A 23,434-nucleotide genomic window follows, 5' to 3' on the forward strand; every position below is an offset into this window, starting at 1 on the left:
AAGGATCTCCGATGGCGAGCACGCGGTTCGGTGGCTCACCCGTCCGGGGAGCGCGACAATCGAGACGGAAGCTCGGGAGAAACGTCGAAATCGTCGAACAGGCTGTTCTGCGGACATGCGACGGCCGCAGCCGGGAATTGATCCGGCTGCGGCCGTGGCGCCGGGGGCCCTAGTTGTAACCCATTTCGTCGGTCGACACGCGGTTGTACCCCATTTCATCCGGACTGATCGTCCGGACGGAGGATGCCGTCGAGCTCTCGTCACGGGCGGCAACCGAGGTGGGGGTACCCAGGACGGCCACTGCGAAAACGTTCAGGGCGATTGCGGCGCCGACGGCGACCGCACGGTGAACCCGCATCGATTCCTCCGGTGGTCAATTGTTACGTGACGGACGGTTTGGGTCTCGGAGGACCATCGCAGTGCCGGGGCAATCGGTGGTCAACCGACGGTGAATGACCCCCCAACGGCAGGTGGCGGAATCGTGCTGAACCGCAAAGCCGGGCAATTGCCGAATTGTTATTTTCCGTGCGGAAGGGTCGGCAGCCCCGCTCGACGTTACGGACAACGACAGTGTACATCTTGTTGGGTAACAGTTTCCCTCCTACTATCACCCCTGTGCGACCGCTCACGGATGGTGCCGAGCTGCTGGTCGGCCGCGACAGTGAGCTGTCCCGGCTGGTCGGCTGGGTGCATGACGTGGTCGCGGGCCGGGGTCGCGCCGTGCTGGTGGACGGCGAACCCGGCATCGGCAAGTCCGCGCTGGTCCGGGCCGGCTGCGCCGCCGCCACCGGGGTCGGCTGCCAGGTCTATTGGGGAGCCGGCGACGAGCTGGGGCAGGCGCTGCCGCTGCTGCCGCTACTGGATGCGTTGCAAATCACGCCGTCCACGAAGGATTCCCGTCGTGGTGCCATCTCCGGGCTGCTGCACGGCCGAGCTGTCGCGGGCAAGGGCGCCGACCTCGCCGCCGCGGCCGCCGAGCAGCTGCTGGCGCTGGTGGACGAGCTCTGCCTGGACGGACCGGCCGTGCTGGTCGTGGACGACCTGCAGTGGGCCGACCGCACGACGGTGGCCGTGTGGAGCCGGCTCGCCCGCTCGGTGCGGCAGCTCCCGCTGCTCCTGATCGGCGTGCTGCGCCCGGTGCCGCGCCGCGACGACCTGCGTTCCCTGTTCCGGATCGTCGGGCCGGCCGAGCGAGTGCGGCTGGCCCGGCTGGCCGAACCGGCGGTGATCGAGCTGGTGACCGCGCTGGCCGGCGGCAGACCGGGTGCCGAGCTGGAGCGGCTGGCCGACGGCGCCGCCGGGAACCCGTTGTACCTCACCGAACTGGTCGACGCCCTGACCCGGAGCTCGTGCCTGGACGTCGACGACGCGGGTGTCGCCCAGCTGTCCGAGGGGGACACGCCGGACTCCTTGCCCGAGGCGATCGCGGACCGGCTGGGCTTCCTGCCGGAGCCGGCGCGGGAGGTGCTGCGCGCCGCGGCGTTGCTCGGGGTCGGCTTCTCGGTCGCGGACCTCGTGACCGTGACCGGCACCCCGCTCCCCGCCCTGCTGCCCGCCCTGGACGAGGCCCGGACCGCCGGAGTGCTGGTGGCGGCCGGGGACGACTTGGCGTTCCGGCACCCGTTGATCCGCAAGGCCTTGTACGACGAGATGCCGATCGCGGTCCGGATCGCCTGGCACCAGGGCGCCGCTCAGTCCTTGGCCGAGGCGGGCGCGCCGGTCGAGCGGGTCGCGCTGCACCTGTTGCCGATGGTGTCCACAACGGACAGCCGGGTGCCGGTCCCGGCCTGGGCCGTGCAGTGGCTGCTGGAGGTGGCCGCGCCGTTGATCGGCCAGGCGCCCGCGGTCGCCGTCGCGCTCCTGCGCCGCGCGGTGCGGGACGCGCGGCCCGGTGACACCGTGACCGCCGCGCTGACCTGCCGGCTGGCCGACGCGCACTACCGCCTGGGCAACTTCGGCCAGGCCGAGCGGATCGCGTGCCGCGCCCTGGAGCACCTCGACGACCCCGACCTGCTCGTCGACCTGCACACGACGGTCACCCAGTGCCGCGGGATGACCGGCCGCTCCGCCGAGTCCCTCGCGGCGCTGAACGACGCGGTGGCCCGGCCGGGCCTGCAGCCCCGGCACCGCGCCCGGTTGCTGGTGCTCGTCGCGCGCACGCACCGTGACCTCGGCCAGGTCGACACCGCGCGCCGGGTCGCCACCCAGGTACTGGAGGAGGCCGGCCAGGTCGAGGACCGCTGGGCCACCGGGTGGGCGTTGCACGTGCTGAGCCTGGTGGCGATGATGCGGGGCGAGTGGACCGCGGCGCTGCCGCTGTTCGAGCGCGCGATGGCCAAGGCGCAGGGTGATCCCGCACTGACCGACCTCGGCCTGCTGCTGCGCATCAACCAGTCGGTCACCTTCGGGGCGCTCGACCGGTACACCGACGCGCTCGCCGCCGCCACGCGCGCCCGCGAACTGGCCGACCGGACCGGCAGTGTCGTGCGGCTGACCCAGGCCCAGAGCGCGCTCGGCCAGCTGCTGCTGGGGACCGGCCGCTGGGACGACGCGCTGGCCGAGGTGGACGTCGTCCCGGACGACCTCAAGGACCCGAGCGTGGCGTGCTGCGACCACGGGGTCGCCGCGATCATCCACTTCCACCGCGGCGACGGCCCCGCGGCCCGCAAGCACCTCGACGTCGCGGCGCCGTATTCGGAACGCATCGGCGGCCGGGTCGTGGAATCCCTGGCCCGGGCCCGCAGCCTCGCCTTCGAGCACGACGGCCAGCCGGACCGGGCGCTCGCCGCGCTCACCGACGCGCTGACCGGTGAAGACGAGGGCGAGGACCTGCTCGGCGACGCCGCCCGGCTGGCCGCGGCGACCGGCGACCGGCCCACCGCGGAGGAGATCGACGCCCGGGTCCGCAAGATCGCCGCCGGCTCCACCGTGCCGCACCGCCTCGCGCTGGCCTCGTACTGCCACGGCCTGCTCGAGCTGGACGCGGCGACACTGCTGCGCGCCGCCGACGGCTACCGCGACGCGGGCCGCCCGCTCTCGCGGGCCAAGGCGCTGGAAGCCGCCGCGATCGCCTTCGCCGAAACCCGGTCCGACGACCGCGGCTCGGCGCGGGCCGCCTTCACCCACGCCCTCGACCTCTACGCCGAGCTCGGCGCGCACTGGGACGTGGCCAGGCTGCGCGCGCGGTTCCGGGCGTTCGGCATCCGGCGCGGCCCGACGGTGAAGCACCGCCAGATCACGCACGGCTGGGACAGCCTCACCCCGACCGAGGGCAAGATCGCCGCGCTGGTCGTGGAAGGCCTGTCGAACCCGCAGATCGCGGCCCGCCTGTACCTGTCCCCGCGCACGGTCGGCACGCACGTCTCGCACATCCTGACCAAGCTCGCCGTGCATTCGCGCATCGACATCGCCCGCGAAGCCGCCCGCCACCGGTCGGCGTCGGGCTGACGCCGGCCGGTGGGTGCGCCGGAATCGCCGGCGCACCCACCGGAACACGGTCGCCACGATCGGGCCGAGGATGCCCGGCCGATCGGCGGGAGTGAGGGTGGCTGCTGTCACCCGAACTACGTTATCGAACGTCTGAGCGAATGTCATCGCCGGAACGGGTGAAGACCGCCAGAGCGCGTTTTTGTTGCGGGAGAAGGGAATAAGTCCGGTGACGTCGAGCGTCCTTGATGGATCGGGTGACGAGGGCGATCTCCGGTGCGTCCGGCTGGGGCTCGCTGAGCGGCTCCGGAGCCGGCCGCCGGGGCATCACCGTGAAGTGCCCGCTGATCACCTGGCCGATCAGGATCGCCAGCACCAGCATCAAGGGTGTCCGCCAGCCGCCGGTGTGCGTGTGCAGCCAGCCGCACGCCAGCACGCCGAAGCCGGCGATGACGTACCCCACGCCCTGGACCACGGCCGACAGCGAGAGTGAGCTGTCCTTGCTGCGCAACGAGATCGTGGTCAGGACGAAGGCGAGCGACCCCATGCCCATGCCGGTGGTCGCGGCCCACAGCCAGGGCGCGGCCGCCGGGGCGAGGAGCAGGCCGGCGACGCCGATGGCGTTGGGCGTGGCCAACGCGAGCACGAGGAGGGTCTGGTTGCGCCACCTGCGGGTCCAGCCCGGCACGAGCCACATCATCGGCAGTCCCATGGCCATCGACAGCGCGAGGCAGGCGCCCGCGGTGGCCGGGGGGACGCCCGCGTCGCGCAGGATCCCGGGTAGCCAGCCCATGACCAGGAAGGTGACGGTCGAGATGAGTCCGAAGTGGAGGGTCAACGCGGAGGCCCGGACCCGGCCGGAAGCCGGCCGCGGGGGCAGGAATTCGCCGGGGGCGCGCCGCCACGCCTGGTGGGCGAGCAGGGCCGTGAACGCCCACAGGCCCAGGCCGACCCGCCACGACGACGACAGCACCGCGACGGGCGTGACGAGCGCGCCGGCCGTGCTGCCCAGCCCGAGCCCGAGGGGATAGGCGGAGGACCCTTTCGCCAGCAGGGGCAGCACGGTGCCGAGCACGGCGATGGACAGGCACGCCAGCGCCGTCCCGACCAGCAGCGGGATCGGGCCGCCGAGGACCCGCCCGAGCAACGCCCCCGCCAGCCCGAGCAGGGAGAAGGTGACGGTCCGGTGGGTTCCGGCGCGGCCGCACAGCCAGGGCGTCGCCCAGCCGCCGAGGCCGATCGCCCACAGGGGCAAGGCCACGAGCACGGCGGCGACCAGGCTTCCGGCGGCCGGGATGTCCGGCAGGGCGGCGCCCAGGCTCGTGACGGCCGGGCGCAGGTTGAGGGCCAGTACGAAGATCATCGCGGTGGATACGGCGGTAGCACGATACATCGCTCCTCCTCGGTATCGAGGTCGGAGCGTGGGGCCCCGTATAGCAATGCTTCGCGCCGGGGCCGCGGTAGACATCCGTCACCTGACGGATGTACGAGCTTCCCTTGCCCCTCAACGAGGTGCGGTGCTTCCGGCGGCTGCGGACGGGCGTGCATCGGCACGGCCGGACGGTGGTCCGCCGACGTCGCCCAGCAGGTCGGTCCGCGTGGGTGCGAAGCCCGGTTACCGGCGGGTCCGCGGGGCGCGGCACCGGCTCGACGCGGCGAGGATCAGCGCGTCGAAGGCACCCCACACGGTCGTGGCCTCGGCCGGGGTGAGGCTGCGCGTGGCGCAGCCCCGTTCCCGGGCCACGGCTTCGGCGATCCACCGGGTCGGCGTCTCGCCCGCGACCGCGTGGTCCAGGGCGCCGGCGGTGCCCCGGGCCAGCGCGAGCCCGGCGAGCCGCGCGACGTCGTCCAGGTGCACGTGGGAGTAGGTGCTGAGGCCTTCGCCGACGGAACACGCGGCGCCGGTGCGGTCCACCGACCTGCGGATCAGCGCCAGGTGGCCGTGTTCGCCCGGCCCCCGGACCATGCCGGGCCGCAGGACGATCGCGCGCACGTCCCGGCCGGCCGCGGCCCGCGCCGGCTCCTCGACGGCCGGCCGGCGCGCGGCCGGGGGTTCCACCGTGAACGGGTCGTCCTCGGCGAAACTGTCTTCACTCCAGGCGCCGCCGGTGCGCTGGAGGAGCACGCCACTGCCGGAGACGAACAAGAAGCTCGTTTCGGAGCCGGCGAGCGCGTCCTCGGCGCGGCCGCCGTCCAGGTCCCCGCGCACCGGCGTGATGCCGTGGCCCCTCAGGCGTTCGGCCGGCGAGGTCCCGCGCGATCCCGCCGATGAACCCCGTTGCGCCCGATGACCAGGATCTTCACCACCCGGCCTCCGCGAGGGTGCGGACGAACCATTCCGGCGCTTCCTCGGCGACAAAATGGCCGGTGGGGGCGATGAGGCCGGTGAGATCCGTGGCGTGGGGGCGCAGGGCCCCGGTCGTCTGGCCACCCACGGAATCCCGGCCGCCGATCGACAGCACCGGCACGCTCAGCCCGCCCTCGGCCAGCGCCTTCCGGTTCTCTTCGCCGTCTTTCAGCAGGGTGCGGTAGTGCTCGAAGCCGCCGCGAAGGCGATCGCGGCCGCCGTAGGACCGGGCGTAGAACGAGAGTTCCTCGGCGGTGAACGTCGACGGCGTGCTCCGGGCGGTGAAGGTCGCTTCGATGAATTCACGCTCGTGGCCGTCGAGCAGCATTTCGGGGAATTCCGGCGCCATGAAGAACCCGAAGTGCCACGAGCCGCCGGTCACGACGTTCATCGACTCCTCGAGGTCGACCCCCGGCAGGAAGGCGTCGAGCAGGACGACCGCGGCGACGTCGGCAGGCCGGTGCAGCGCCCAGGCGAAGGCGATCATGCTGCCGATGTCGTGCCCGGCGACCACCACGGGTCCGGACAGGCCGAGCGCGGTGAGCAGGCCGCGCATGTCGTCTGCCTGGTTGACCTTCGAGTAGCCGTCGGCGGGCCGCTCGCTGGCTCCGGTGCCGCGCAGGTCGGGGACGACTACGGTGTGGTGTTCGGCGAGGGCGGGCATGACCCTGGCCCAGGCGCGCCCGGTCTGGGGCCAGCCGTGCAGCAGGACCAGCAGCGGACCACGGCCGCCCACCGCGGCCGAGAGCCGGACGCCGTTGGTGTCGGCGGTGCGGACGGCGAAGCCGTCGGGCAGCCACTCGTAGGTGCTCATGCGGGCAGTCCGCTCGGCTCGCCGCCGTTGGCGACGACGACGGTGCCGTTGATGTAACTGCTCTCGGCGTCGACGAGGAACCGGACGACCCGGGCGATCTCTTCGGGTTCGCCGATGCGCTCGCGGAGGTTGGCCCGGCCCAGGACGTCGACGTTCGCACCGAGCATGGCGGTGGTGCCCGCGGTGCGGACCGGGCCGGGGGAGACGCCGTTGACCCGGACGCCGCGGCCGCCGAACTCCGTGGCCCACGAGCGGGTCAGCAGCTCGACGGCGGCTTTGGACGCGCCGTACGCGCCGCCGATCGGCGCCGGCGAGGTCGCCGCGGTCGAGGTGATGTTGACGATCGTGCCGTGCCCCCGCTCGGCCATGGCCGGCGCGAGCGCGCCGACCAGCAGGAACGGCGCGCGGGTGTTGAGCGCGAACTGCCGGTCGAAGCTGTCCGCGGTCGTGTCCGGCGTGCTGGTGAACGTGTAGCTGCCGGCGTTGTTGATCAGGATGTCCACGTCACCGGCTTCCGCGGCGAGCGCGACGACCTCGTCGGGATCGGTCAGGTCCGCGCCGACGAAGCGCGCGGTGCCGCCTTCCGCGGTGATCTCCTCGACGAGCTGGGCGCCTCGCTCGGGGTCGCGGCCGTGGGCGATCACGTCGACGCCGTGGGCGGCGAGTTCGAGCGCGACGGCCCGGCCGATGCCGGCGGTGGCGCCGGTCACGAGGGCGGTGCGGGTGGGGGACATGGGGTCGGCCTCACTTTCTGGGTTGTTCTGTCCAGAACAGTAGGGGCGGTTTCTGGATTGCGCAACCCAGTCCTGCGGTAGGCTGACGCTGTGACCGAAGCGCCGAAACCGCGTCGCCTGACTCCGAAGGGCCGCGCCACCAGGGACCGCATCATCGAAGCCGCGACCGAGCTCATCGCCCGCCACGGCGTGGCCGGCACCGGGATCGAGGACGTGCGGGCCGCGGCCGGCGTGAGCGGTTCGCAGCTGTACCACTACTTCGACGGCAAGCAGGCGCTGATCCGGGCCGTCATCACCCGGCAAGCGGACTCGGGCCTGCCGCGGATCTCGGCACTCGACAGCTTCGAGGCGCTGCGGGCCTGGGCCGACGCCGGGATCGAACGACTGCGGGAGAACGACTGCCGCAGCGACTGCGACCTGGGCTCGCTGGCCGGCGAACTGAGCGTCAGCGACGAGGAGTCCCGGACCGACCTGGCCGACGGCTTCCTCCGCTGGAAGGACCTTCTGCTGGAGGGACTGCGAGCCATGCGCGACCGCGGGGAGCTGCGGGCCGACGCCGACCTCGACGAACTCGCGTTCTCGCTGCTGGCCGCCCTGCAAGGCGGCGTCCTGCTCTCGCAGACGATGCTCGACGTGCGGCCGCTCGAGGCGTCGATGAACGCCGCGCTGGCCTACATCCGGACGTTCGCCGCGAGCGCCCGATGAGCCTCCGCCAGTACGAGTACGCCCTGGCCGTGGCCGAAGAGGGTTCGGTGACGGCGGCGGCGGAGCGGTTGCGCGTCGCCCAGCCGTCGGTGTCCCAGCAGATCCGCGGCCTGGAGCGGGAGCTCGGCGTGCAGTTGTTCGCCCGCACGCCGACCGGCCTGGTGCCCACCGTGGTCGGCCGCGCGTTCCTGCGGGAGGCGGCGGTCGCGGTGCGCGCGTCGCGGCGGGCGCGGGCGACGGCGCGGGCCGGCGCCGACGAGCTGGTGGGCGAGCTGACGGTCGCGGTGCAGATGGGCTTCGGCACCCGCCAGCTGCCGGGCGCGCTGGGTGCGCTGCGCCGCCGCTTCCCGCGGCTGGAGGTCACCGTCCTCGAGGAACCGAGCTCCGCCGAGCTGGACCGGCTCGGCCGCCGGGGCGTGCTGGACCTCGCCCTGATGGCGGCGTGCGAGCAGACCCCCGACGACGCCCACCACCTCGGCGACGAGGAGTTCGTCGTGGTGCTGGGCGCCGGGCACCCGCTGCTCGCCGCGGACCGGGTCGGGCTGGCGGAGCTGGCGGGGGAGCCGTGGGTCCGGTTCGACCGCGACAGCGCGCTCGACGCCGTGCTGCTGAACGTGCTGCGGGACAACGACTTGACGCCGGACACGGTCGCCCGCGTGTCCCAGACGGCGACGGCCGTGCGCTGGGCCGCCGACGGGCTGGGGGTGACGCTCGTGCCGGCGTCCGCGGTGCCCGGCGGCCACGGGCACCTCGTCCGCCCGGTGTGCCCGGCCGTGTCCCAGCCCGTCATCGCCGTGCTCCGCCAGGGTCCGGGCCCGGCGGAGACGGCCCTGCTCGAACTCCTGCGCCAGGAGAACTGGTCCGGTTCCCCCGCGCCGGTGTCCTGAGGGCTTTCGGCGTCACCCCATGGGGAATTCCCCGCCGTCCACGATGAGGTTCCGCCCGGTCAGCCAGCTCGCCCGGTCGGACACGAGGAACAGCACGGCGTCGGCGATGTCCTCGGGCCGGCCGTCCCGCCCCAGCGGTGTGGTGTCCTCGGCGTTGGTCTCTCCCGGCGCCACACCCAGGCTCGCCCACTGCTCGCGTGTCGTCTCACCGCCGGGCGTGGCGGTCCGGCCCGGGGACACGGCGTTGACGCGGACGCCGAGCGGGGCCAGTTCCAAGGCCAGCCCCCGGCTGTAGTTCTCCAGTGCCGCCTTCGCGGCCGTGTAGTGCAGGAACGGTCCGATCGGGGTGAGGACCGCGGCCGAGGAAATGTGCACGACCGTTCCCGACTCTCGTTCCCGCATGCCCGGTACCAGCAACGAATCCAGCCGTACGGACGCCAGGTAATTCAGCGCCAGCGCGTCCTGCCACCCCTCGTCCGGAATGGCCGAGGAATCGGCGTACGGTCGCGCCCCGCCCGCGTTGTGGACCAGGACGTCCACCCCGCCGAGCACCTGCTCCGCGGCCGCGGCGAGCGCTTCCGCGCCGGCCCGGGTCCGGACGTCGGCCTCCACGAAGGAAGCTCCTTCCGGCACGGTGCTCGTCGCCGACCGGGCGGTCGTGAGCACCTCGGCGCCCGCGTCCAGGAGCCGCCGCACGACGGCCGCGCCGATGCCGCGGGAACCACCCGTGACCAAGGCCCGTTTTCCCGCGATTCCGCGGATTTCCGGGCCGTTTCCGATCGTGGTCATGCCACCGGTCCTTTCGATTCCGTGTTCGTGTATTTCACGGTAGGTCCGGAAAAGGACGAGGCGCAAAGACGAAATGTCAGCAGGCGCCATAGGGAAGTCCTATACGGGCCGATCGGCGGGACAACCCCTGGGCAGGCGGTATCGGGCGGCTGACTGAGCGTATACGCTGTGCCCGGTTTCCGTGACTCTCGGGAGGTGGGTGCGGTGCTGCGGTTGCTGGGGGAGGTGGCCGCGTCCGTCGACGGCGCGCCGGTGGACCTGGGGCACCCGAAACAGCGTTGTGTGCTGGCCGCGCTGGTGGTCGAACGCGGCCGCGTCGTGCCGATCGACCGGCTCGCCGAGCGGGTGTGGGGGACCGCCGTGCCGTTGCGCGGCCGCGAAACCGTGCACAGCTACATCTCCCGGCTGCGACGGGCCCTGAGCGCGGTGCGCGGAGTGGCCGTCGTGCGGCGATCGGGCGGATACGCCCTGATCGCGGACGCCACACCGCTCCCGGTCGACCTGTACCGGTTCCAGGACCTCTGCGCGCAGGCCGGCGCGGAGGGCGACGACGCGCGGGTGGCGTCCACCTTGGCCGAGGCGCTGGCGTGGTGGCACGGCCCGGCGCTGACCGGGCTGGCCGGGGAGTGGGCCGACGCCGAACGCGACCGGCTGGAGCGGGCCCGGCTGGCGGCCCAGCTCGACCTGGCCGAGGCGCGGCTGCGGCTGGGCGAGGGCACCGAGCTCGTCGCCGGGCTCGCCGGCCTGGCCGCCGCGCACCCGTACGACGAGCGCATCGCGCGCCAGTACATGACGGCCCTGCACCGGGCCGGGCGCACGGCCGACGCCCTCCAGCACTACCGGGAGGTCCACACGCGACTGACCGGGGACCTGGGCATCGATCCGACCGCCGCGCTCAAGGACACCCACCGGCAGCTGCTGGGGCGGGACCACGAACCGCCGCCCCCGGACAGCCCGCCCGCACGGCCCGAAGACCCGGTCCGCCGCACCTGCCTGCCCCGCGACCTCCCGGACTTCACCGGCCGGGACGGCGAACTCGCCCGGCTGGTCGCCGCCGTCGACGACCGGGCCGCCGTCTACTCCGTCGACGGGATGGCCGGGGTCGGCAAGACCGCGTTCGCCGTCCACGCCGGTCACCTGCTGGCCGGCCGGTTTCCCGACGGCGCCCTCTTCGTCGACCTGCAGGGCCACAGCGCGGGGAAGACGCCGCTGACCGCGGACGAGGCGCTGGAAGTGCTGCTGGGGCAGCTCGGCCTCGCGGCGACCGGGGACACCAAGGCGCAGTGGCGGGCGAAGACCGCGGCGCTGCGGCTGCAGGTCGTGTTCGACAACGCCGTGGACGAGACGCAGGTGGCGGCGCTGCTGCCCGCCGGTCCGAGCCTGGTGATCGTGACGAGCCGGGCCCGGCTGCCGGACCTCGCCGGGGCCCGGCCGGTGTCCCTGGCCGTCCTGCCGGAGGAGGAAGCCACGGCGTTCTTCGCGCGGCTGGTGGGCGCCGACCGGGCGGCCGCCGAGCCCGAGGCCGTGGCCGGCATCGTCCGCCTGTGCGCCGGCCTGCCGCTCGCGCTGCGGTTGTCCGGGGCCCGGCTCGCGCACCGCCCGGCCTGGCCGATCGCGTACCTGTCCGCGCAGCTGGCCGACGCGCGGCGGCAGCTGCCGAAGCTGTTCGCCGACCGCGAGGTGGCGCCGGCTTTCAGCCTGTCCCACGAGCACCTGTCACCCGGTGACCAGCAGCTCTTCTACGCCCTGGCCCGGCACCCCGGCGCGGACGCCGACACCGCGGTCCTCGCGGCGATGACCGGTACGCCGGTGGGCCCGGCCGACGACGCGCTGCAGCGGCTGGTCGACGTCCACCTGGCCGAGGAGGCCGTGCCGGGCCGGTACCGCCAGCACGACCTGGTGCGGCAGTACGCCCGCGGGCTGTCCGACGACCCCCGGCCGGTCGAAAGGATGCTCGAGCACTACCTGAGCGCCATCACCGACGCGGCGGCCCGGTTCGAGGCCGGCGGCCCGGACGCCGGGACGGCGCACGCCTGGCTGATGGCCGAGCGCGGCAACCTCCTGGCCGCGACCCGCTGTGCCGCCGTCGAGGGCCACAGCAACTACGCCTGGCAGCTGGCCATCTCGTTCTGGCACTTCCTGGGGCGCGACCTCGGCAGCGACCCGATCGAACTGCTGGAGCAGGGCCTGGCCGCGGCGCAGGAGACGGCCGAGGGCGGGGACGGCCTGCTGAGCACGCTGCTCGCGCTGGCCCACTGGTCCGCCGGCCACACCTCGCGGGCCTACGACCTGCTGACCGCGTCGGCGAAACAGCCGGAGAACACCGAAGCCCACGCGCACACGCTCGCCCTGCTCGGTTTGATGCTCCTGCAGCGCGGCGACCACCCGCGGGCGGCGCGGCACGCGCAGGCGGCGGCCGACGAGCTGGCCGGCCTCGCGCGCCTGTCCCCGCTGGGCATCGACGCCCGGATCATCACGTGCTGGACCCGCGGCGTCGTCCGCTGGCTGAGCGGCGAAGACGAGACCGCGCTGGACTTCCTGCGCACGGCCTACGCCGGCTGCGAGGAACTGGGCCGGCTCAGCCCCAACGACCACGTCCTCACCGCGCTGGCCCGCTGCCTCATCACGCTCGGCGACGTCGACGAGGCCCTCGGCCACCTCCACCAGGCACGCGACCTGCGGCAGCGGATCGGGGACCGGGAAGGCGAAGCCGAGGCCCTGGTGCTCATCGGCACGGCCCACCGCTCAGCGGGACGCGCCCACGACGCCCTGGCGCCGCAACGCGCCGCGGTGACCATGCTCGACGACGACGCCCGGCTCCACGCCCACGCCCGGATCGAGCTCGGCCGGACCCTCGACGCGCTGGGCAACGGCACCGAGGCCGTCGAGCACTACACGCTCGCCCTGACCCTCGCGGTCCGGGGTGAGCACCTCCACGAACAAGCCCAGGCCCACGCCGAACTCGCCCGGTCGCTCACCGGCGCGACCGGGGAACACCGGCGGTCCGCGGCGGACATCGCCGCCCGGCTGGGTCTGGCGCGCCCGAAGTCGTTGCCGCACTTACGCCCCGCCGGCTGGTGACCGGCGCACCTTGAACTTCAGGTGCAGCACCCGGTCGCCCTGGACGACCACGTGCGGATCCTCCAGCAGGTGCTGTCCTCCGATGCCGGCGAAGAACGGCTTGCCCGACCCGAACACGACCGGCACGACGTCCATCGCCACCTCGTCCACGAGTCCGGCGGCGAAGATCCGGCTGCCCGCTTCGCCCGCGTTCACCGCGATGGTCCGGTCGCCGGCCAGCTCCTGGGCCCGGGCGATCGCCGCTTTCGGGTCGTCGACGAAGTGGTAGGACGCTTCGGGGTGCCAACCCGCGAGCTTGGGCCGGTGGGAGACCACCACCACGTGCTCACCCGCGGGCGGCTGCCCCTCCCAGCCGTTCACCAGGTCGAACAGGGTGCGGCCCATGATGATCACGCCGATGCCGTCCCACATCTCCCGGACGTACGGCGCCGACGCGCTCGAGACCCGGAAGCCGGTGCCCGCCCCGGAATGGTCGAACCGCTCGTCGCCCGGGCTGCCGGTGATCGGGGTGTCACCGGAGAAGTACCACTCGTGCAGCGGGCCGACGTCGTCGTGCTCGTCGGCGATGAAGCCGTCCACCGACACCACGTTGTGCATGATCACCGTGCCCATGGGCCCTCCTCCGGTCGTCTGGCCCGATCTTGGCGCCCCGGGCCGTGGCCGGGCTTGTAAAAAATCACTCGGCGGGGATCGGCGGGAACGGCCCTTCGGCGGGGAACCGGCGCCGCAGGGCCAGGAACTCCGTCGGGGTGTGGCCGGTGAAGTCCTTGAACTCCTTGCCGAAATGCGCCTGGTCGAAGTAGCCCACGCGGTGCGCGAGCTCCGCCCAGCCGGTCGGGCCCAGCGCGTCCACGGACAGGATCAGCCGCGCGAAGCGGTAGATCCGCGCCACCCGTTTCGGGGTGATCCCGACGTGGGACTTGAACTGCGCGGCCAGGTGGTTGCCGCTCACCCCGGCGGCCTCGGTCAGCGCCCCGACCGGGACCGCGCCGTAGGAGGTCGCCAGCCGCCCGCCGGTGTGCCGGACCAGGTCGAGACCGCGCGCCGGCGCTTCGGCGAGCCGCGAGCGCAGCTCCTCCTCGACCACGCGCAGCGTCTCGCCGGGCGAGGCGAGTTCGCCGACCCGGTCGCGGATGCGGTCCGGCGACCGGTGCCAGACGGCGTCGACCGGCACCCACCGGTCCCGCAGCTCGCTCGCCGGGATGCCGACGAACGGCGACAGCCCCCACGGCTTGAAGTGCACCCCCACCAGGCGTACCCGCGCGGGGAACTCGACGCGGAAGCGCCGGGTCCACATCCCCGTGAACCACCCGCCGGCGAACACCGCCGGCGGCACCGAGGGATCGGAGTCGTACAGGCGGACGGGCTCGCCCAGGTTGAGGAACAGGTGCGCCGACGGCATCGGCGGGACGGTCACCAGCCGGTGGCTCGGCACGCCGCTCTGGCAGTAGACGTCGTCGATGAACCGGTCGAGCGGCGGGGCGGGTACCTGGCCGACGTACTCCATGAGTCCAGTGTGGCCACGCGGGTCGGGCCGCGCGATAGGTTGCCCGCCATGATCGAGCCCTGGCCACCTGCCCCGATCAAGACCGAGCGGCTCGTGCTGCGCGAGTCCGAGGCCCGGGACCGCGCGTCGTTCGTCGCCCTGTTCGCCTCACCCGAGGTCGGCACCTACATCGGCGGCCCGCGGCCGCGGGACGAGCTCGAGCGCACGGTCGCCGAGGTGCCCGGACGGCGTTTCGGCCTCTTCGTGGTCGAGCTCGACGCGGCGATGATCGGCATGATCACGCTCGACCGGCGCGACGCCAGGACCGAGCTCGGCTACCTGTTCCTGCCGGCGGCGTGGGGCCGCGGGTACGCCTTCGAGGCGTGCGCGGCCGTACTCGGCTGGTTCGCCACCGCCCGCCCCGGCGAGCCGGTGGCGCTCTTCACCCAGACCGCCAACGTCGCCTCGTTGCGCCTCGCGGCGAAGCTGGGCTTCGCCGAGGTGGAGCGGTTCGAGGCGTACGGCGCCGAGCAGTGGTCCGGCGTGTGGACGCCGGCCGGCTGAAGCGGTTCACTGCCGCAGGAGCAGCGGTTCGGCGATCGGCAGCCGCAGGCCGGCGGGGTCGGGCAGGCCGTAGCGGGTGTTGAGCACCTGCATGGCCGCGCCGGCGGCGACGACGTCGGTGCCCAGCGAGGTCAACGTGACTTCCACCGTCAGCCAGTCGGCGCCCGGCAGCTCGGTGCGCACCGCGTGTTCCACGGCGTCCCGGTAGACGTCGCCGTGGCGGAGCAGGTCGGCGCCGCCGAGGACGATGTGGCCGAGGTCGAGGGTCTGCAGCAGGTTCACCACGCCGGTCGCGAGCACCGCCGCGGCCGCGGCGGGATCGGCGGCCGCTTCGTGGACGGCCTCCAGGCAGCCGTGCCGGCCGCAGGCGCACCGCGGTCCGTCGAGCCGCACGACGGTGTGGCCGAATTCGCTGGCGTTGGTGTGCGCGCCGCGGTGCGCGGCGCCGCGCAGCCAGAGGCCGGCGCCGACCCCGGCGTCGACCACCACCAGGGCGGCGTCGCGGAAGGCGGGACCGCGTCGCCAGGCCTCGGCGGTGACCCCGGCGGTGACGTCCTTGTCGAGCACCACCGGCAGGCCCAGCCGCTGTCCGGCGAGCTCGGCCAGCGGGACGTCGCGCCAGTGCCGCAGCCGGTGCGCGCCGCGGACGGTGCCGCTCGACTGGTCGAGCGGCCCGATCATGCCGATGCCGACCCCGGCCAGCACCCGGGCCGGGTCCGCGCCGGGGGCCGGATCCGGCGTGGTCAGGCGGTGTTCGGCGATCATCGTCGTGACGCCGGAAGCGAGCCGGACCAGCAGCTGCTCCGGGGTGAAGTCGTCCGGCAGCGGGGTCGCGGTGGACGCGCGGACGGTGCCGGCCAGGTCCGTCAGGGCCAGGCGAAGTTCGCGGCGGGTGACGTGTGCGCCGATCGCCCAGCGGCTTTCGGGGACGAGCCGGTAGACCGCGGCCGGTTTGCCGAGCGCCGGGCGCCGCACGCCCGCCGGTGCGAGCAGACCCTCCTCGACCAGGCGTGCCAGCACCTTCGAGACCGCCTGCGGGGTCAGGCCGGTGACCTCGGCGACCGTGCCCCGCTCGAGCGTCGGCAGGGTCCGGGCCAGCGCGATCACCAGCGCCTCGTGGTAGTCCCGCAGGAAGGCCAGGTGCACCGCGTCACCCTACCGCCGCCTTCTGGTACTAACGCAATAGCGTTGCTAAAGTCGCCGGAATGGACGACCTCTCCCGTCGGCGCCGCTGGGCCGCGCTGCTCGCACTGGCCCTCGGCTCGGTCGCGATCGGGCTCACCGAGTTCGTGCCGGCCGGGCTGCTGCCGGAGATCGCGCGCAGCGTGCTCGGGGACGAGTACACCCGCTCCGAGCCGGACGCCGTCGCGCACGCCGGCTGGATGATCACCGCGTACGCGCTCGGCGTGGTCGTCGGCGCGCCGTTGATCGCCACGATCACCGCGCGGCTGCGGCGCAAACGCCTGGTGCTCGGGTTGCTGGTGCTGTTCGTGCTCGGCACCGCGGCGTCCGCGGTCGCCTCGACGTTCGGGCTGGTCCTGGCGGCCCGGTTCGCCGCCGGGCTGCCGCACGGCGCGTACTTCGGGGCGGCCGGGCTGCTGGCGGCGTCGCTGATGGGGCCGGGCAGTGAAGGCCGCGGGTTCGCGGTGGTGCTGAGCGGGCTGACCGTCGCCAACGTGGCGGGCGTCCCGGTGATCACGCGGCTCGGGCAGGCCGTCGGCTGGCGGACGGCGTACCTGGTCATCGCCGGGGTGTTCCTGCTCGCGCTGCTGGCCGTGGCGGCCACGGTGCCGGACGCGCCGGCCTCGGGCGGATCGCCGGCCGACGAACTGCGGGCGTTGCGGCGGCCGCAGGTGTGGCTGGTCGTGGCGACCGCGTCGATCGGGATCGCCGGGTTCTTCGCGGTGGACAGCTACCTCGCGCCGATCACGACGTCGGTCACCGGGCTCTCGCCCGGCTCGGTCGCGTGGGTGCTCGTCGCGGTCGGGCTGGGCATGACCGCCGGCAACGTGCTGGGCGGCTGGTACGCCGACCGGAACCTGCACCGGGCCATGGTGGCGGGCTTCGCCGCGGTGATCGCCGCGAACGTCTACTTCGGACTCGTGGTGGATTCGGCGTTCGGGTTGTTCACCGGCGCCTTCCTGATCGGCGGGACGATCCTGTTCCTGGGCCCGGTCCTGCAGGCGCGGCTGATCGCGGTGGCGCCGGGCGCCCAGCTGATGGGGGCGGCCCTCAACCAGTCGGCCTTCAACGCGGCCAACAGCATCGGCGCGGCGCTGGGCAGCGTGGTCATCGCGGCCGGGCTGGGCTACCGCGCGACGGCGTGGGCCGGGGTCGTGGTGAGCGCGATCGGGTTCGTGCTGGCCGCGGCGGGCGTGGCGCTGGAGCGCCGGCGTTCCGCCCGGCCGGCGGCGGTCCCGGAGGAGAACCGGATAGGGTCCGGCGGGTGAAGTACCCGGAACTGGAAGCGGCGATCCTGGACCTCGTCATCGCGGCGAGCGACGACAACGCCGAGGCGTTCGGCGCCGCGACGATCACCCGGCTGCTCCGGGAAGAAGCCGTGGAAGACGCGATGCCGGACGAACTTTCCGAAGACGCCTGGGCCGCGCTGGCCGTCGCGAGGGAGTCGATCCCGACCCTCGACGCCGACGAGGTGGGCGCCCTGATCACGCGGATCGACGCAGGGATCCTGGTCGACGACGACCTCGACCGCGGGATCGTCGCCGCGCTGACCGCCCTGATGCACTGGAACAGCTACCTCCGGGGCCGCCGGCGCGGCGAGCTCTACGAACTGGCGATCCGCTCGATCGAGGACGTCGACTTCCAGGTGAGCGCCGATCTGAACGACATGCTGGCCACCCCCGAGATGGCCGCGGAGTACGACCGGATCCGCGGCCTCCTCACCTCCTAGCGGACCCCGGCGGCCGCGATGATCGCGGCCGCCGCGGCCATGCCCGCCGCGTTCGGGTGATACGGGTACGCCGGGGACGCCGGCACCGCGCCTTCCAGCCAGCGCGACGCGGGTTCGGCGCACAACCCGTGCCGGGCACTCGGTCCCCGGATGTCCACATAGGACGTCTGGTGCCGCCCGGCCTGGTCGGCCAGCATCACCATCAGGCGGTCGAACGTCGCCTGGATGTAACCGGCGTCGGCGGCGGTGTACGGGTCGGCCGGGTAACAGCCGCCCGGTGGCCAGTAGGTCAGGTAGCCGACGACCACCACGCGGGCGGCGGGGGAGCGGCGGTGGATCTCGGTCAGCGCGGCGCCGACTTTCGGTGCGGTGGCGGCGATCCGGGCGGCGAACCGGTCGACACCGCCGCTGGTGTACTGGTCCCGGCACGACGGGACGACGGGCCCGTCCGGGCTCGCGCACGTCACGAAAGCCGAGCTCAGCACGATGTCGTTGGCGGCGATCGCGAGCGTCACGAGGTCGGTGTCGCGGCGCAGCGCGTCGAACTGCGGTGCGACGATCCCCGCCTGCCGCCCGGTAAGGTCGGCGGTCGTCGCGCCGGAGCACGTCACGTCGGTGAGGGCCGCGCCGAGCCGGGTGGCCAGCACGTGCGGCCAGTTCCGGTCCGAGCGCAGGCACGTCGTGTCGATCTGGTCCGGGATCAGCGGTCCCGCGGCCGACGAATCACCGAGCGCCACGTACCGGATCCGCCCGCCCGCTTCCGCCGGTGCGGCGGCCAAGCAGGCCAGCAGCACCAGCACCAGCACGTACCTCACTGGACCGGCTGCTCTTCGGTCGGCGTGACGGCCCGGTCCTTCACCGCGGCGCGCCGGATCGACATGCCCAGCACCGGCACCAGCGCGACGGCCACGCAGGCGGCCGCGGCGAACACGTAGTACGGCGCGACGAGGCTGTCCGTGGAGCTTTCGATGAGGCCGTAGACGTACGGCCCGACGAAGCCGCCGGTGATCCCGAGCATGTTGATGAACGCGAGCCCGGCCGCCGCCATCAGGCCGGACAGCCGTGACATCGCGACCGACCAGAACAGCGGCAGCGTGCCGAAGGCGAAGAAGTTCGAGATGAAGAGCAAACTGATGCTCCACACCGGGTTCCGCGAAACGAGGAAGCCCAGCAGGACCAGCAGCACGGCACCAGCGCACACGCCGATGAGCACGACCTCGTGCCCGTACCGGCTCTTGAACCACGGGAAGAACAGCACACCGGCCAGCCCCGAGATGCCGCCGCTGCCCGCCACGAGCCCGATCAGGAACGGGCTCTGCAGGCCGAGCGACTGGATGTAGGCGGGGAAGTTGAAGCCGATCCCGCCGCCGATCGACTGGTTGATCAGGTAGATCGCGCCGAGCAGCAGCACGGTCGGGTGGCCGAACGCCCGGCGCAGGTTCCCGCGGACCCGCGTCGGGGACGCCGTGGTGTCGCCGACGGCCCGCTCGGAAAGCACCGCCGCTTCGTCCGCGGTGAGCCACTTCGCGTCCGTCGGACGGCTGGGCAGCGTGAACCAGACGACGACGCCGATGAGGACGGTGACCAGTCCTTCGACGAGGAACATCCACTGCCAGCCGCGCAGTCCGGCGACGCCCTGCAGTTCCATCAGCGCGCCGCCGACGGGGGAGCCGATGATGACCGCGACGCAGGGCGCGACGTAGATCAGGCCGACGATCGTGACGCGGTGCTTCTGCGAGAACCACTGCGTGACCATGTACATCATCGCCGGGAACAGGCCCGCCTCGGCGGCGCCGAGCAGCAGCCGCAGGATGTAGAACGACACGTCGTCGCCCACGAACATCATCGCGGCGGAGACAACGCCCCAGGTGATCGCGATGCGCGTGATCCACAGGCGCGCGCCGACGCGATAGAGGATCAGGTTGCTCGGCACCTCGAGCAGCGCGTAGCTGATGAAGAACAGGCCCGCGCCGAGACCGTACGCGGCCGCGCTGAGGCCGATGTCGGCCGCGAGTGAGGTCTTGGCGAGGGCGACGTTCGTGCGGTCCACGTAGGACATGAAGTAGGCGAGGCCGAGCACCGGCAGCAGCCGGGTGACGGCCTTCTTGGTGGCGAGTTCGTGCAGGAGGTCTCGTGCGCTCGTCATTGGACGCCCTTCAGGTGACTTCTCACTCTGGTACCGTCTGACCTGCAATACTACGGAGTATCACGGTAGGGTTCGGTGCGTGTTGGTGTCAACAGCCCGAACCTGACGTGGGACGATGGGCACCTGAAGAACGAGGAGGACGACCAGGTGAGCGCGAGCCCCGACGTCGAACCCGGTGCGCGGAGCAGGATCCTCGACGCCGCGGCGGAGGCCTTCATGGCGACCGGCTTCGCCAACGCCACGATCGACGACATCGCGCGTGAGGTCGGCGCGACAAAAGGCTTGGTGTACTACCACTTCCGGTCGAAGTTCGACATCTTCCTCGCCGTGTACGAGGAGGCGATGGGGCGCGTCCGCGAGCGGATCGAGGTGCTCGCCCACGGCGACGGCACGGGACGCGAGCGGCTCGCGGCGATGTCGGAGGCGCACGTGGTGAACCTGATGCAGGACCTGGCCTACCACCACGTCGTCCACCAGGCGGTGCGCGGCCAGGTGGCGACCGCGCTGAAAACCCGTCAGATCCAGGCGTTGCGGGAGCTGAACCAGCTGCGCAGCGACTACGAGCAGCTGTTCCGGAAAGTCGTGGAGGCCGGCATCGCCGACGGTTCGCTGCGCGCGGTCGACGGGTCGCTGGCCACCCGGACCCTGCTGAGCAACCTCAACGCGGTCGACACGTGGTTCCGCCGGATCGAAGGCCAGCCGGCCGAGGAGATCCGCGCCCTGGCGCGCCGGATCGTGGACCTCCTGATCGGCGGCCTGGCCGGCTGAACCCCGGCCACGCCGCCTACCCGCGCCGGGGCGGGATCAGAACTCGTCCGCTTTGGTCAGCTCGTGCTCGAAGGCGTCCGCCCGGGCGACGAGCGTCTTGAGGGGACGCTCGAACTCGAGCTCGATGCTGAGGTCTTCCAGGGGCAGCGTGTGCTTGAGCAGCGCGACGCCGTCCACGACCGCCGCGCCGCCGGCGGCCGAGGCCCCGGCCAGTTCGAGCAGCTGCCGCAGGTCGATCTTGTCGGCCCAGCCGACCGGCGAGGAGATCTCGATCCACGCCCCGCCGTCCAGCTCGGGCAGGTGGTGCACGGTCGCCTGCTGCGTCCGGTCCTGCGGGCCCGCGAGGCGGAAACGCAGCCAGTCGTCCTGTTCCTCCAGGACTTCGTACCGCGTCCGGACAAAGTTGATCACATCGGTCCAGGTGGTCACCCGCTCCGCCTCTCGCCTAAGACCCTTTCAGCGGGACGAGCATCTCACGCCGCTCCCGGGCCCGGCACTCCGGACGTACCGACGGCTCAGCCGAGCGCCATGTCCTGGGAGCGCGACGGGACGGCGTCGAGCGTGGCGAGCGTCGCGTCGTCGAACACGATCGAGCCGGCGGCGACGTTTTCTTCGAGGTGTCCCACGGTCGCGGTGCCCGGGATGAGGTGGGTGTTCGGCGTGTGGTGCAGCAGCCAGGCCAGCCCGACCTGCGAGGGCGTGGCGCCGAGGGACTCCGCGACGGTGTGCACGGTCGGCTCGTCGGTCACCTTCGGCAGGCCGGGGAACGCGCCGCCGAGCGGGAAGAACGGCACCCAGGCGATGTCCTCCGCGACGCAGAGCTCCAGCAGGTCCTCGTCCTCGCGGCTCACGAGGCTGTAGGCGTTCTGCACGCAGGCGATGCCCGCCGGCAGCGCCCGGCGCAGGATCTCCAGGGTCACGCTGCTGAGCCCGATCGCGCCGATCTTGCCTTCGTCGCGCATCGCCGTCATGACCTCGAGCTGGTCGTCGAGGTCGACCAGCTGGTCACCTTCGGCCTTCAGACCGGGCCGGGTGTCCAGGCGGCGCAGGTTCACGACGCCGATCTGCTCGGTGCCGAGGGTCCTGAGATTGTCCTCGACGCTCGCGCGCAGCTCGTGGGGACGCTGCGCGGGGCGGAGCGGGATCGGCCCGCCCGGGTCGGGGTCGGCGCCGACCTTGCTGACGACCAGCACGTCGTCCCCGGGCCGGAGCGCGTCGCGGATGACGCCGTTGACGAAGGTGTTGCCGTAGAACTCGGCCGTGTCGAGGTGGTTCACGCCGAGGTCGAGCGCGTGACGCAGGAGGGCGAGGGCCGCGTCGCGGTCGTCGTGCAGGCGTTCGAGCTGCATCGCCCCGTACCCGACACGCGAGACGGTGCGGCCGGCGAGCGGGGCGGTGGTTTCGATGGGGGGCATGGTCATCCCGTCAGTCGTGCGATGATGAAGAAGCGGAGGAACCTCCGTTAAGTCGACCGTAGCACAACCGGAGGTGCCTCCGCTTTGTCGTCACCCGATCCGTCCGCCGCCGACCGCCCGATCCGCTCCGACGCGCGCCGCAACCGCGAGAAACTCGTCGCGGTCGCCCAGGCCGCCTTCGCCACCGCCGACGGAACGGTCGCGCTCGAAGCGATCGCCCGCGAGGCCGGCGTCGGGATCGGCACGCTCTACCGGCACTTCCCGACCCGCGAGGCCCTGGTCGAAGCCGTCTACGCCGCCGAACTCGACGAAGTCGCCACCAGCGCCCCGGCCCTGCTGGAGAAGCTCCCGCCGCAGGCCGCACTGCGCGCCTGGCTGGACCGCTACGCGGCGTTCTTCCAGACCAAGCGGGGGATGGGCGATGTGTTCCGCGCGGGCGTGGCGTCGGGGCGCATCGCAACGCCGGCGACCCGCAAGCGCATCACGGGCGCGATCGGCGAGATCCTCACCGCGGGGGCGGTGGCCGGCGTGTTTCGTGCCGACACCGATCCCGAGGACGTCACGTTGATGGTGCTCGGGATCTTCCTGTCCACGGTGGAGGACCGCGACCCGGCGCGGATCGGGCGGTTGCTCGATCTGGTCGTCGACGCCCTGCGGCCGAAATAATTCTTTCGCGGCGATACCAAATGGGTTGCCGCGTAACGCTCTGCGGCAATTTCCCGACGTCGTATCCGACGAGACAGCCCGGGAGTTCATTCGAAGGAGAACGCATGCCGCGCGCTTCGCTGCTGATCTCCTCGGCCTTCCTGCTGGCCATGGCGACAGCCTGTGCCTCTCCTGCCGCAAACCAACCTGCTCCGGTGGTGGCTTCGACCACAAGCGCCGTAACGACGGTTGCGCAGCCATCGACAACCTCGGCTCCCAGCCCGGTCCAGAGCGCGCCTGCGTCAATAGCTCCGGTGGCGACCGCACCATCCAAGCCGAAGCCCACGCCCAAGCCGAAGTCCACGCCGAAAGCGCACAGCAAAGCAGCCTGTTTGAAAGACGAGAACCAGTGCTACGAGCCAGGCACGAACGTCAAATGCCAGACCGGCGGCTGTGTCGACGCCGCACGCGGTTTGACGCAGCGCGACGTTGAATCAGCTCGACAGAAATGGTTGCGAGAAAACCCGGGCTGGTGCCCGGTGGGAACACAAGGTGCTGTGGCGCCGTGCTGACGCGGGAAGAGTGCGAGTTGGTAAGTGAAGCCGTTGGGATGCCCGGATCTTCCTGTCGACGGTGGACCGCGCCTCGGCGCGGATCGGGCGGTTGCTCGATCTGGTCGTCGCCGCCTCGCGGCCGAAATAATTCCGCGGCGGGTG

Annotated in this window: 22 protein-coding genes; 10 read left to right on the top strand and 12 right to left on the bottom strand. The window is 72.6% G+C overall.

All coding sequences use genetic code 11. The annotated features are described in order from the left end of the window. The first annotated feature begins 615 nt into the window (after positions 1 to 615). Positions 616 to 3,447, top strand: coding sequence for a helix-turn-helix transcriptional regulator (locus OHS18_RS00570; RefSeq protein ID WP_328615475.1), 2,832 nt, complete (start codon positions 616 to 618; stop codon positions 3,445 to 3,447). A gap of 121 nt (positions 3,448 to 3,568) precedes the next feature. On the opposite strand, the gene OHS18_RS00575 is transcribed toward OHS18_RS00570, so the two are convergent. The 4 genes from OHS18_RS00575 to OHS18_RS00590 form a co-directional block, all read right to left on the bottom strand. Next, on the bottom strand, positions 3,569 to 4,819 hold the full coding sequence (locus OHS18_RS00575) for an MFS transporter (protein WP_328615476.1): 1,251 nt from the start codon (positions 4,817 to 4,819) through the stop codon (positions 3,569 to 3,571). A gap of 222 nt (positions 4,820 to 5,041) precedes the next feature. Further along, positions 5,042 to 5,635: an NAD-dependent epimerase/dehydratase family protein gene (locus OHS18_RS00580; protein ID WP_328615477.1), complete on the bottom strand. Its 594-nt coding sequence runs from the start codon at positions 5,633 to 5,635 to the stop codon at positions 5,042 to 5,044. A gap of 91 nt (positions 5,636 to 5,726) precedes the next feature. Beyond that, positions 5,727 to 6,587 (bottom strand): alpha/beta fold hydrolase, encoded by an 861-nt coding sequence (locus OHS18_RS00585; RefSeq protein ID WP_328457234.1) that lies wholly within the window; start codon positions 6,585 to 6,587, stop codon positions 5,727 to 5,729. Next, positions 6,584 to 7,321, bottom strand: a complete 738-nt coding sequence (locus tag OHS18_RS00590) for an SDR family NAD(P)-dependent oxidoreductase (RefSeq protein ID WP_328457232.1) — start codon at positions 7,319 to 7,321, stop codon at positions 6,584 to 6,586. The genes OHS18_RS00585 and OHS18_RS00590 overlap by 4 nt, the downstream gene beginning before the upstream one ends. 90 nt (positions 7,322 to 7,411) lie before the next feature. Between OHS18_RS00590 and OHS18_RS00595 the strand changes: the two genes are divergently transcribed. Both OHS18_RS00595 and OHS18_RS00600 read left to right on the top strand, forming a co-directional pair. Continuing rightward, complete coding sequence (locus OHS18_RS00595; protein WP_328457230.1) at positions 7,412 to 8,026, top strand: TetR/AcrR family transcriptional regulator; 615 nt, start codon at positions 7,412 to 7,414, stop codon at positions 8,024 to 8,026. Then, the gene (locus tag OHS18_RS00600; protein ID WP_328615478.1) at positions 8,023 to 8,913 is read left to right on the top strand and encodes a LysR family transcriptional regulator; all 891 of its coding nucleotides are present in this window, start codon (positions 8,023 to 8,025) and stop codon (positions 8,911 to 8,913) included. Before OHS18_RS00595 ends, OHS18_RS00600 begins: the two co-directional genes overlap by 4 nt. Positions 8,914 to 8,925: 12 nt before the next feature. On the opposite strand, the gene OHS18_RS00605 is transcribed toward OHS18_RS00600, so the two are convergent. After that, positions 8,926 to 9,702: an oxidoreductase gene (locus OHS18_RS00605; protein ID WP_328615479.1), complete on the bottom strand. Its 777-nt coding sequence runs from the start codon at positions 9,700 to 9,702 to the stop codon at positions 8,926 to 8,928. Between the two features lie 204 nt (positions 9,703 to 9,906). Between OHS18_RS00605 and OHS18_RS00610 the strand changes: the two genes are divergently transcribed. Further along, entirely contained in the window at positions 9,907 to 12,783 is a 2,877-nt protein-coding gene (locus OHS18_RS00610; protein ID WP_328615480.1) for an AfsR/SARP family transcriptional regulator, read from the top strand. On the opposite strand, the gene OHS18_RS00615 is transcribed toward OHS18_RS00610, so the two are convergent. Then, entirely contained in the window at positions 12,763 to 13,395 is a 633-nt protein-coding gene (locus OHS18_RS00615; protein WP_328615481.1) for a dihydrofolate reductase family protein, read from the bottom strand. The two genes, OHS18_RS00610 and OHS18_RS00615, sit on opposite strands and share 21 nt — an antisense overlap. Before the next feature lie 64 nt (positions 13,396 to 13,459). Continuing rightward, positions 13,460 to 14,290, bottom strand: coding sequence for a helix-turn-helix domain-containing protein (locus OHS18_RS00620; protein ID WP_328615482.1), 831 nt, complete (start codon positions 14,288 to 14,290; stop codon positions 13,460 to 13,462). 48 nt (positions 14,291 to 14,338) lie between these two features. Here OHS18_RS00620 and OHS18_RS00625 point away from each other — a divergent pair, with 48 nt between their 5' ends. After that, positions 14,339 to 14,833: a GNAT family N-acetyltransferase gene (locus OHS18_RS00625; protein ID WP_328615483.1), complete on the top strand. Its 495-nt coding sequence runs from the start codon at positions 14,339 to 14,341 to the stop codon at positions 14,831 to 14,833. A 6-nt stretch (positions 14,834 to 14,839) separates the two neighbouring features. Here the strand turns inward: OHS18_RS00625 and OHS18_RS00630 are convergent, their stop codons facing one another. Then, positions 14,840 to 15,979, bottom strand: a complete 1,140-nt coding sequence (locus tag OHS18_RS00630) for an ROK family transcriptional regulator (RefSeq protein ID WP_328615484.1) — start codon at positions 15,977 to 15,979, stop codon at positions 14,840 to 14,842. A 59-nt stretch (positions 15,980 to 16,038) separates the two neighbouring features. Here OHS18_RS00630 and OHS18_RS00635 point away from each other — a divergent pair, with 59 nt between their 5' ends. Next, on the top strand, positions 16,039 to 17,283 hold the full coding sequence (locus OHS18_RS00635; protein WP_328615485.1) for an MFS transporter: 1,245 nt from the start codon (positions 16,039 to 16,041) through the stop codon (positions 17,281 to 17,283). Continuing rightward, entirely contained in the window at positions 17,280 to 17,744 is a 465-nt protein-coding gene (locus OHS18_RS00640) for a hypothetical protein (protein ID WP_328615486.1), read from the top strand. Before OHS18_RS00635 ends, OHS18_RS00640 begins: the two co-directional genes overlap by 4 nt. On the opposite strand, the gene OHS18_RS00645 is transcribed toward OHS18_RS00640, so the two are convergent. Beyond that, entirely contained in the window at positions 17,741 to 18,559 is an 819-nt protein-coding gene (locus OHS18_RS00645; RefSeq protein WP_328615487.1) for an SGNH/GDSL hydrolase family protein, read from the bottom strand. The genes OHS18_RS00640 and OHS18_RS00645 overlap by 4 nt on opposite strands. Next, on the bottom strand, positions 18,556 to 19,890 hold the full coding sequence (locus OHS18_RS00650; RefSeq protein WP_328457209.1) for an MFS transporter: 1,335 nt from the start codon (positions 19,888 to 19,890) through the stop codon (positions 18,556 to 18,558). Before OHS18_RS00650 ends, OHS18_RS00645 begins: the two co-directional genes overlap by 4 nt. Before the next feature lie 75 nt (positions 19,891 to 19,965). Here OHS18_RS00650 and OHS18_RS00655 point away from each other — a divergent pair, with 75 nt between their 5' ends. Beyond that, positions 19,966 to 20,658, top strand: a complete 693-nt coding sequence (locus tag OHS18_RS00655) for a TetR/AcrR family transcriptional regulator (RefSeq protein WP_328615488.1) — start codon at positions 19,966 to 19,968, stop codon at positions 20,656 to 20,658. A gap of 36 nt (positions 20,659 to 20,694) precedes the next feature. Here OHS18_RS00655 and OHS18_RS00660 read toward each other — a convergent pair whose 3' ends face one another. Further along, on the bottom strand, positions 20,695 to 21,087 hold the full coding sequence (locus tag OHS18_RS00660) for a hypothetical protein (protein ID WP_328457205.1): 393 nt from the start codon (positions 21,085 to 21,087) through the stop codon (positions 20,695 to 20,697). 86 nt (positions 21,088 to 21,173) lie between these two features. Continuing rightward, positions 21,174 to 22,079 (bottom strand): aldo/keto reductase, encoded by a 906-nt coding sequence (locus tag OHS18_RS00665; RefSeq protein WP_328615489.1) that lies wholly within the window; start codon positions 22,077 to 22,079, stop codon positions 21,174 to 21,176. A gap of 78 nt (positions 22,080 to 22,157) precedes the next feature. On the opposite strand from OHS18_RS00665, the gene OHS18_RS00670 reads away from it, so the two are divergent. Continuing rightward, the gene (locus OHS18_RS00670; protein WP_328615490.1) at positions 22,158 to 22,739 is read left to right on the top strand and encodes a TetR/AcrR family transcriptional regulator; all 582 of its coding nucleotides are present in this window, start codon (positions 22,158 to 22,160) and stop codon (positions 22,737 to 22,739) included. Positions 22,740 to 22,843: 104 nt separating this feature from the next. Further along, the gene (locus OHS18_RS00675) at positions 22,844 to 23,290 is read left to right on the top strand and encodes a hypothetical protein (protein WP_328615491.1); all 447 of its coding nucleotides are present in this window, start codon (positions 22,844 to 22,846) and stop codon (positions 23,288 to 23,290) included. Positions 23,291 to 23,434 lie beyond the last annotated feature (144 nt).

It is taken from the genome of Amycolatopsis sp. NBC_00355 (genome assembly GCF_036104975.1).
GTDB lineage: Bacteria > Actinomycetota > Actinomycetes > Mycobacteriales > Pseudonocardiaceae > Amycolatopsis.